This is a genomic window from Streptomyces sp. NPDC001941 (genome assembly GCF_040296945.1).
GTDB lineage: Bacteria > Actinomycetota > Actinomycetes > Streptomycetales > Streptomycetaceae > Streptomyces.
Window position 1 is genome coordinate 1 of record NZ_JBEOYE010000173.1, and the last position, 10,291, is coordinate 10,291.

A 10,291-nucleotide genomic window follows, 5' to 3' on the forward strand; every position below is an offset into this window, starting at 1 on the left:
CCCGCGGCGAGGAGCCGGGCGCCCGCGACGCGTGCCGCGTCCGGGCCGGTCAGCTCCCCGCCGGGCAGCACCCACCCGGCCAGGGCCAGGCAGGGGGCGACGAGCAGGCCGAGCGCGGTCGCGGAGAGGCGGTCGCCGACCGCGCGGCTCGCGGAGCCGGCCCCGGCCAGCAGCAGGATTCCGGCCACGGCGGCGCACGCGGCGCGTACGGAGCCGGAGGTGCCGACGCCCGGCCAGAAGACCAGCACCAGCGCGGTGACCACGGTGGCCACGCAGGTGCCCACCAGCAGGCCGCGGGCCGCGCCGGGGTGCCAGGTGTGCAGCCGGCGCCCGGCGGTGTCGGCTATGCCGTCCACCAGGTCGTCCAGCCGTGCCTCGGGCAGGGCCTCGGTGTGCGGGCGCAGGTAGAGCACGGCGCCGTCGGAGAGACCGGCGCGCAGGAGGGTGGTCTCCTCGTCCAGGGGTGCGTCACCGAGCCGCTGGAGGACCCAGCCCGCGTGGTCGAGTCCGGCTTCCTCGGCCTCTTCGCCGACGTAGCGCAGCAGGGTGGGCAGCAGGTCGGCGACCGGTACGTCGGCGGGGACGGCCAGGTCGACGGAGAGGCTCGGCGCACGTACGGTCAGGCGGCACGTTTCGGCCACCGCGCTGTCGGTCATCAGCTGAACTCTCGTCTTCCGTGGGGGCTTTGGCAGGAGGAACTTCCCGAAAGGGGAGTTTGTGAACAGTACGGCGCAGTCGTACGGAAGAGAACCGCCTTCCCGCACAACGGAATTGTGTCCGCGCACCCCGCGCTCACCACTCCCGCGTGGACAGGGTGCGTTCCGTGAATGCAGACTACTGCCTACGGTCGGCGGTTCGTACTGCGGACCGGGCTCCGGTCCGGGACGCAATTGTTCCCCAAGGGAGTTGCCCGTACCCCGCTGTCCGCTCGAAACATTCACGCGGAGTTCACCGTCGTCCGCGCCGTCCGGAGAATGGACGTGGTGCGGTGATTCCCGCGACCGGGTGCGTGGGTATTCGGTACGGGCCGCGAGGCCAGTGAAACCGGAGGTTCTGTCCCTTGAGCGTGGTGCTGTTCCGCCGTCCTGCCCGCCGGCGCGGACCCGAGATGCCCGAGGGCCAATTGACCCTCCAGGAGCCGCCGGTCCTCGCGGAGTCCGTGCCGGACAACTCGGCGATATGGACCTATTTGCCGATGGCCCTGATGTCGGTGTCCATGATGCTGATGTTCCTGCGCCCCGGCGGCGGGAACGGCGTCTTCATGTACCTGGCGATGGGCGTCATGGCGCTCTCCGCCGGTGCGATGCTCCTGGGACAGCTGATGCGCCGCTCCGGCGAGCGCAAGCAGCGCCTCAGGGGCGAGCGCCGCGACTACCTGCGCTACCTGGCGCAGACCCGCAAGCGGGTCAGGGCCACCATCGTGGAGCAGCAGCGCGCCCTGGCCTGGCGCCACCCCGAGCCCGCCTCACTGCGCTCGCTGGCCCGCACCTCGCGCCTCTGGGAGCGCCGCCCGGCCGACGAGGACTTCGGCGAGGTGCGCCTCGCGGTCGGCGAACAGCAACTCGCCCTCAGCCTCGAACCGGTCTCCACCCGCCCGGTGGAGGACCTCGAACCCCTCTGCGCGCACGCGCTGCGCCGCTTCATCCGCGCCTACTCCACCATCCCCGACCAGCCCCTCGGCCTGTACCTGCCCTCCTCGGCCCGGGTGCTGCTGCGCCCCGAGGACGACCTCGCGGAGGCGGAGGAACCCGCCGCCGAGGAAGCGCTGCGCGGTCTCGTACGGGCCGTCCTCGGGCAACTCGCCACCTTCCACGCCCCCGAGGAGCTGTGGCTCGCCCTGTGCGTCAGCGACGAGCGACGGCCCGACTGGGAGTGGGTCAAGTGGCTGCCCCACGTGCTCGACCCCTTCGAGGAGGACGGCGCGGGCCCGGCCCGCCGGATCACCGCCGACCTCAACGAGCTCGACGACCTGCTGGGCGCCGAGTTCGCCGAGCGCCCCGGTTTCGACGCCGACGCGCGCGCCGGCCGCGACGAGCCGTACACCGTCGTCGTCCTGGACGGCGTCACCGTCCCCGAAGGACACCGCTGGGAGGGCCACGGCTACCGCAACGCCCTGGTCCTCGACGTCTCCGGGGCGCTGCGCTGGCGCCCGGGCCGCAACACCCTGCGGCTCACCGTCGGCACCGGCCGGGTCAACCTGGTGCGCACCGACCGCAGCCGCAAGGAACGTTCCGTAGCACTGGGCCGCCCCGACCGGCTCGGCCCGCTCGGCGCGGAGTCCCTGGCCCGGCTGCTCACCCCGCGCCGGATGAGCCTGGCCACCGACATCGCCCAGCCGCTGGACAGCGACGTCGAGCTGACCACCCTGCTCGGCATCCCCGACCTGCACCGGCACGAACCGCGCACGCTCTTCGAGCGGAACACCGGCTCCGCCCGACTGCGCGTGCCCATCGCCGTCGGCGTCGACGGCCGCCCGGTCGAGCTGGACATCAAGGAGTCCGCGCAGGGCGGCATGGGCCCGCACGGCATGCTCATCGGCGCCACCGGCTCCGGCAAGAGCGAGCTGCTGCGCACCCTCGTACTCGGCCTCGCCCTGACCAACTCCTCCGAGACGCTGAACTTCGTCCTGGTCGACTTCAAGGGCGGCGCCACCTTCCTCGGCCTGGAGGAACTGCCGCACACCTCCGCCGTCATCACCAACCTGGCCGACGAGGTCGCCCTGGTCGAGCGCATGCAGGACGCCCTGCACGGCGAGCTCATCCGCCGCCAGGAGCTGCTGCGCGCGGCGGGCAACTACACCTCGGCACTGGAGTACGAGCGCGCCCGCGCGGCCGGTACGGAACTCATACCGCTGCCCAGCCTCTTCGTGGTGGTCGACGAATTCAGCGAACTCCTCTCCACGCACCGGGAGTTCATGGAGTTGTTCGTGATGATCGGCCGCCTCGGCCGCTCCCTCGGCGTCCACCTGCTGCTGGCCTCGCAGCGCCTCGACGAGGGCCGGATGCACCAGCTGGAGTCCCACCTGTCGTACCGCATCGGCCTGCGCACCTTCTCGGCCATGGAGAGCCGGGGCGTGCTCGGCGTGCCCGACGCCTACGAGCTGCCCGCCCAGCCCGGCAGCGGGTACCTCAAGTCCGGCGTGGAGTCCCTCACCCGCTTCCGCGCCGCCTACTCCTCCGGCACCTACCAGCGCCGCACCGGGGCCGTGGCACAGGCCCGCGTGGCCAGCCAGGTCGCCCCGTGGACCAGCGGCTGGGTGGTCCCGCGCACCCTGGAGGCCGCGCCCGACCCCGAGCCGGAGGCCGAGGAGACCGGCGAGGAGGAGGCACTGCTCGACGTGGCGCTCGACCGGCTGCGCGACTCGGGCCCCGCCGCCCACCAGGTGTGGCTGCCCCCGCTGGACGAACCCTCGCCACTGGACGCCCTGCTGCCCGGCCTCGCCCCCGAGCCCGGCCGCGGGCTCACGGCCACCGCCTGGCACGGCACCGGCAAGCTCCGCGTCCCGGTCGGCCTGGTCGACAAGCCCTTCGAGCAGCGCCGCGACCCCCTGGTCGTGGACCTGTCGGGGGCGGGCGGCCACATCGCCGTCGCCGGCGGCTCGCAGAGCGGCAAGTCCACGCTCGCCCGCACCCTCATCGCCGCCCTGGCGCTCACCCACACGCCCGCCGAGGTGCAGTTCTTCTGCCTCGACTTCGGCGGCGGCGGCCTCTCGCAGCTCGCCGCGCTCCCCCACGTCGGCGGGGTCGCGGCCCGGCTCAACCCCGAGCGGGTGCACCGGGCCGTCGCCGAGGTGATGAGCCTGCTCGCCCACCGCGAGCAGTTCTTCGTCGACCACACCCTGGACTCGATGCAGTCCTACCGCCGCCGCAGGGCCGCGGGCGAGTTCCCCGGCGAGCCGTTCGGCGACGTCTTCATGGTCGTCGACGGCTGGTCCACGGTCCGCCAGGACTACGACGACCTGATCCCCAAGTTCAACGAACTGGCCGCACGCGGCCTCAACTACGGCATCCACCTGCTCATCACCACCACCCGCTGGGTGGAGCTGTCCGCGCAGGTCCGCGACCAGTCGGGCACCCGCCTCGAACTGCGCATGGGCGACCCGATGGACTCCGAGATCGACACCCGCAAGGCCCGCGCGGTACCGCGCACCGGCGGCCGCGGCATCACCGCCGACAGCAAGATGCACTTCCTCGCCGGGCTGCCCCGCCTGGACGGCAGCGGCTCGCTCGACGACCTCGGCGACGGCGTCGCCCACCTGGTCTCGGAGGTCTCCCGGCACTGGACGGGACCCTCGGCACCGCAGGTGCGCATGCTCCCGCACCGGCTGCCGCTGGCCGAACTGCCCGCGCCCGAAGCGACCGAGGGCGGCGGCATGCGCCTGGCGCTCGGCATCGACCAGGAGGCCCTGGAACCGGTCTGGCACGACTTCAGCCGCACCCCGCACCTGATCGTGGTGGGCGACACCGAGAGCGGCAAGACCAACCTGCTGCGCGCCGTCGCCCGGGGCATCACCACCCGCTACGCCCCGAACGAGGCGAAGGTCATCGCGGTGGACTACCGCCGCACGCTCGTGGACGCCGTCCCCGAGGAGTACCGCATCGGGCACGTGATCTCCCTGGACAACCTCAAGGAGACCCTGGAGGGCGCGGCCCAGGCGATGAAGACCCGGGTGCCGGGGGCCGACATCGCCCCGGCCCGCATGCGCCAGTGCGACTGGTGGACCGGACCGCGACTGTTCCTCCTGGTCGACGACTACGACATGGTGGCGGGCAACTCCTTCCAGAGCCCCTTCGAGCCGCTCTTCGAGAGCCTGACCCTCGGCTTCGAGATGGGCCTGCACCTGGTGGTCGCCCGCAGCGCGATGGGCGCCGGGCGCGGTCTGAGCGACGGGCTGATCCGCCGTCTCGACGAAGCGAACAACCCGGCCGTCCTGCTGTCCTGCCCGCCCACGGAGGGCCGCCTCTTCGGCAACGCCAAGCCGCTCAACCTCCCGCCGGGCCGGGCCCTGCACATCGCCCGCCGCAAGCCGCGCCTGATGCAGACGGCGCTGGTGGAGGAGGCCGGGACGCCGTGAGTAATTGAGGGGGGCCGTCTCTGGGACGGCCCCCCTCACGCGTACGGAACGCTCCCGCTCCTCAGTCCTCGGCCGCCGCCGCACCCGCAGGGCGCCAGCCCCGGGCACGCCCCCGGGAGAAGGCGAAACCGGCCCACAGCAGCGCCAGGACGCCCGCCGAACCCAGCAGGACCATCACCAGCGCCCGGCTCGCCGCGCGGTCGGCGGACGCCGTGTCCCGGACGGTCACGGGCTCGCCGGCCCGCTCGCCCGCGGCGGGTCCGCCGGGAGCGCCCAGGACGGTGGTGACCGCGGCGTACGCGTCGAGCTGCGGGATGTCCGCCGGGTAGGCGGTGGCCAGCAGGCGGCGCGCCACCACGTCGGGCGCCTCGCCGGGGTGCGCCGCGCGGACGACCGCGGCGGCACCGGCGGCGTACGCCGTGGCGACCCCGACGCCCCCGCCCAGGTAGTGGCCGTCGCCGCGCGGGCCGCCGGAGACGACCCCGGCGCCCGGGGCGACCAGGTCGACGCCGTCGGTACGCAGGGCCCGGTCGGGACGGACGCCCGCGGGCAGCATGTCGGCGACCGCCAGGACACCGGGCTCGCCCGCCGGCCAGTAGGTGCGCGGGGGCACCTCGTCGCCGCCGACGCGGGACGTGGGGTCGGGCGCGGCGGCCGCGACCACGACCGCGCCCGCGCGGCGCGCGTCGGCGACCGCCCGGGTCACCGCCGCGTCCCGGCGGGGCAGGGCCACCCCTACCGCGATCACCCCGGCACGGGCCGACGTCGCCCGCCGTACCGCCGCGGCGACGAGGGCCGCGTCCGGCACACCGCGCCGGTCGGTGCCGCGCAGGGCCAGGATCCTCGCCCCGGGTGCCACGCCCGCGAGGGACGGCGTGTCCCCTCCCGTACCGGCGATGAGCCCGGCGAGGAAGGTGCCGTGCCCGACGCAGTCGTCCCCGGCGTCGCCGTCGGCGGTGACCCGGCCTTCGAGACCGGCGGCCCTGGGCGCCACTCCGGTGTCGACCAGGGCGACGGTGACGCCGGTGCCGGTGCCGTGCCGGTGCAGCCGGTCCAGGTCGAGGCGCTGGCGCGACCAGTCCTGCTTCCTGGCCTTCTCCTTCGAGGGCGGGGTGCAAGCCGCGTCCCGGGCGGTCGGCTCGAACGCCGTCGGCATGGCGGGCAGTTGCTGGCCCTTCTTGCCGTCGGCCACCGGGACGCGCCCGGGCGTCACCGACTGGGCGGGCGCCGCGACGGGCAGCAGCAGGGCGGCGGCGACCGCGGTGCAGGACACCAGCCGGGCCGTCCTCCGGGTGCCCGGCCTCACCGCGGGACCGCCTTGGACGCGACGGGGGCGAGGTCGGCGGGCAGCAGGGCCCGCAGGTCGTCCACGCTGGGCGCGGCCACCGCGCTGAGCCGGCCCGCCTGGCGGGTCACCATCGACTCGACCACCTGGCGGGCCAGGCGGGCGTTGCCGAAGGTACGGTCGCGGGGCAGCGTGTCGAAGTACTCCTTGAGCAGCGGGCCGGTGCCGGGGCCGCACTCGTAGCCCATCCCCGCCGCCTGGGCCCTGACGATGGTGACCAGTTCGTCGGAGGAGTAGTCGGCGAAGGCGATGCGGCGCGGGAAGCGGGAGGACAGGCCGGGGTTGGAGGCCAGGAAGCGCTCCATCTCGTCGGTGTACCCGGCGACGATGACGACGACCTCGTCGCGGTGGTCCTCCATCAGCTTCAGGAGCGTGTCCACCGCTTCCTGCCCGAAGTCGGCGCCGCCGCCGCGCGGGGTGAGCGTGTACGCCTCGTCGATGAACAGCACGCCGCCCCTGGCCCGTTCGAAGACCTCGCGGGTCAGCTGGGCGGTGTGGCCGATGTAGCGGCCGACCAGGTCGGCGCGGGCCGCCTCCACGAGCTGGCCGCGCTCCAGGATGCCCAGCTGGGTGAGGATCTCGCCGTAGAGCCGGGCGACCGTCGTCTTGCCGGTGCCGGGCGGCCCCGTGAAGACCAGGTGGTGGCTGAGCGAGGGGGCGGGCAGTCCCGCCGCGGCCCGGCGGCGGGACGTGGTGATCAGGTTGACCAGGTCCGAGACGTCCCGCTTGACCTCGGCGAGGCCGATCATGTCGCCCAGGCGGGTCAGCGCGTCGTCGGCCGGCACGGCGCTCTCGGCGACCGAGGCGGCGGCCGCGGCCGAGACGTCCTCGGGCAGCAGCAGCCGCAGGTCGCGCTCGCCGACCTGGGCCTGCGAGGCGAGCCTGACCGCCTGGCGGTCCACCATCTCCTCGAACACCCCGCGCGCGGCGCGGCCGTTGCCGAAGCCCGCGTCCCTGGGCATCGCGCCGAAGTGCGCGGCGAGCGCCTCGGCGGTGCCCTCGCCCAGTTCGTACTGGTGCTGGGCGCACATGGTGACCATGATGGCGACCAGTTCGGGCACCGAGTAGTTCTCGAACTCCACCGTGCGCGAGAAGCGCGACGCGAGGCCCGGGTTGGAGCCGAGGAAGGAGTCCATCTCCCGGGAGTACCCGGCGGCGACCACCACCACGTCGTCGCGGTGGTCCTCCATCAGCTTCAGGAGCGTGTCCACCGCCTCGCGGCCGAAGTCGGCGCCGCCGTTGCCGCTGTCGGCGGTGAGCGTGTACGCCTCGTCGATGAACAGCACTCCGCCCAGGGCCCGCTGGAAGGTGTCGGTGGTCTTGATCGCCGTGCCGCCGACGATCTGGGCGACCAGGTCCGCGCGCGAGACCTCCACGAGGTGGCCGCTGCGCAGCGCCCCCAGCTCGGCCAGGATCGCGCCGTAGAGGCGGGCCACGGTGGTCTTGCCCGTGCCGGGCGGGCCCGCGAAGACCAGGTGCCTGCTCATCGGCGGTGCGGACATGCCGAGTTGCTCACGGCGCTGGGCGAGCTGGGTGAGGTTGACCAGCGTGCCGACCTGCTGCTTGACGTTCTCCAGGCCGATCAGCGCGTTCAGGGCGCCGAGCGGGCCGTCGGCGCGGTCGGGCGCGGGGCCGTCGGCCGCGCCGGAGCCGGCCGGGTCGGTGTTCTCGGCGCTGCCGGTCCCCCAGGCGTCGCGCTTGCCGTTGCCCGTGCTGTTCAGGCCCTCGACGGCCAGCCGGTCGCCCGGTGCGGTCTGCACCACGCCGGCGCCCTCGTTCTCCCGCGCCAGGCAGTTGACCAGCGACACGGGCGCGGTGGACTCGATCCGGAAGCCGTCCTGGGCGCCGCCGCCCGCCTCGCAGCCGCTGAGCGAGGCGAGCGCGCCCTCGCGCACGACGTAGCCGTGGCCCCTGGCGGCGTGCACCGCCGTGCGGTTGGCGGTCAGTTCACCGCCCGGGGCGACCACGACGGCGTCCTCACCGGAGCCCTCGACACGGAAGTCGCGCACGGTGACACTGCCGCCGTCCTCGACGACCAGGCCGCTCGCGCCGGCGTCGGAGACCCCGCCCCCGGCCACGTACAGGCTGCTCCCGGACGCCACCCGGACGCCCGCGCCCCTGGGCCGTACGACCTCGCAGTCCTCGACCCGGCCCCGGGCCTCCCGCGAGGCGACGATCCCGTCGCCCGACGGCTCCACCAGACGGGCCCTGCGCAGCACCGGGTTGGCGCCACCGGTCACCGCGACCGCGGGCGCGCCGCCGATCACTTCGAGGCGGTCGAGCTCCGGCGCCGAGCCCTCCTCCAGGAGCAGCCCGGTCCCCTCGCAATCACGCACCGTCAGGCCGGTGAGCGCGGGGGAGGCCGCGCCCGCCACCCGTACAGCCGCGCCCTGCGCGCCGTCGGCCCAGCAGTCCTCGAACGTGCCGCGCGCCCGGTCCGTGACGAGCACCGCGTGGCCGCGTGCTCGCGAGACGCGGCAGCGGCGCAGCACCGGGTCGGTGCCCGCCGCCAGGGCTATGCCGTTGCCGGAGGCGCCGGTGACGCGGACGTCGTCGAGCGTCGTACGACCCGAGCTGCTCAGGTGCACGCCGGTGCTGGTGTCGTGGACCACGGTCCGCACCACCGAGACCGAGCAGTTCTGCTCCAGGGCCAGGGAGGGCTTGTCGGTGGAGGAGATGTCGCAGTCCTCCAGGCTGCCGCGGGCGTCACCGTTGGCGAGCACCCCGTTGCCCCGCGCGTCGCGGATCGTGCAGTCGCGCACCCGGGCCTCGCCCTGCTCGGAGATGACCAGGCCACTGGTGCCGAGGTGTTCGAGGGTGCAGGACTCCAGGGTGGTGGGCGTGGTCGAGGTGACCACGACGCCCGCGCCCTGCGGGTTGCTCACCCGGCAGTCGCGCAGGGCGAGGGAGCCGGTGCCCCCGGCGAGCATCGCGGTCCACGCGGCTCCGACCACCTCGCAGCCGTCGAGCGCCGCCTGTCCGCGCCGCACGTCCACGGCGGGCAGCTCCGGGTCACCGCCGCGCAGCGTCAGTTCGGAGAGCATCACCGCGTCGGCCCGCAGCGCGAGCGCGCTGCCCGCGTTGGGCCGTACCTCCACCGTGCCCCGGCCCTCGGCGGCGCTGAGCGTGACCCTGGTCTGGATCACCAGGTTCTCCGGGTACGTCCCCGGGCGGACGCTGATGAGCGCACCGGTGCGGGCCACGGCGAGCGCCTCGCCGATCGTCCGATAACGGTCCTTGGGGCCGACCGACAATACCTGGCGCGACACGCACCAACCTCCTTGCTGCGACGGCTGCTTGACCGGCCGTCCCGTCGTGACGGGTCGCCCGTGCCGGTGTGCCGACGATGCCATCATGCCTCGTCCACGGGGCCCTCGGGCTCCCGGGGCGTCCTGCGGGTGACCGGCGTCCCGGTCAGGTGCTCCACTTCTGGTTGTCGCCGCCGTTGCAGGTCCACAGGACCACCCAGGCGCCGTTGTCACGGTTGTTCTGCTTGATGTCCACGCACTTGCCGACGACGGTGTTGACCAGGTCGTGCGCGGGGTTCAGGGTGAACTGCTGCGCCGCGTTGCCGTTGCACCAGGCCAGTTGCATGGGCGTGCCGTCGTTGTAGTTCGCGCCCGCCACGTCCAGGCACTTGTCGCTGATGCGGATGGTGCCGTCGGAGGCGAACCGCCACTTCTGGTTGCCGCCGCCGTTGCAGTCCCACACGAACAGCTGCTTGCCGTCGCCGAAGTCCCCACGGGGCACGTCCAGGCAGCGGCCCGAGAGGTGGCTGCGGAAGGACACGGGCCCGCTGAACGTCACGCCGGACTTCGCACGGGCCGGCTTCTTCGGCGCGGACTCGCGCCGGGGGCTCGGCGCCTTCGGCG

General features: G+C 74.1%; 5 protein-coding genes. 1 reads left to right on the forward strand and 4 read right to left on the reverse strand.

Annotation, left to right across the window (positions count from 1 at the left end; translation table 11 throughout):
- On the reverse strand, positions 1-656 hold a 656-nt coding region (gene eccD, locus ABT160_RS45305; RefSeq protein WP_351655826.1), incomplete at its 3' end, for a type VII secretion integral membrane protein EccD.
- Positions 657-1,060: 404 nt separating this feature from the next.
- Between eccD and eccCa the strand changes: the two genes are divergently transcribed.
- Positions 1,061-5,074, forward strand: coding sequence for a type VII secretion protein EccCa (gene eccCa / locus ABT160_RS45310; RefSeq protein WP_351655828.1), 4,014 nt, complete (start codon positions 1,061-1,063; stop codon positions 5,072-5,074).
- 61 nt (positions 5,075-5,135) lie between these two features.
- Here eccCa and ABT160_RS45315 read toward each other — a convergent pair whose 3' ends face one another.
- The 3 genes from ABT160_RS45315 to ABT160_RS45325 all read right to left on the reverse strand — a co-directional run.
- Complete coding sequence (locus ABT160_RS45315) at positions 5,136-6,380, reverse strand: S8 family serine peptidase (protein ID WP_351655830.1); 1,245 nt, start codon at positions 6,378-6,380, stop codon at positions 5,136-5,138.
- On the reverse strand, positions 6,377-9,688 hold the full coding sequence (locus tag ABT160_RS45320; RefSeq protein ID WP_351655832.1) for a right-handed parallel beta-helix repeat-containing protein: 3,312 nt from the start codon (positions 9,686-9,688) through the stop codon (positions 6,377-6,379). Before ABT160_RS45320 ends, ABT160_RS45315 begins: the two co-directional genes overlap by 4 nt.
- 145 nt (positions 9,689-9,833) lie before the next feature.
- Positions 9,834-10,291: ricin-type beta-trefoil lectin domain protein (locus ABT160_RS45325; RefSeq protein ID WP_351655834.1), on the reverse strand; the 458-nt coding region annotated here is incomplete at its 5' end.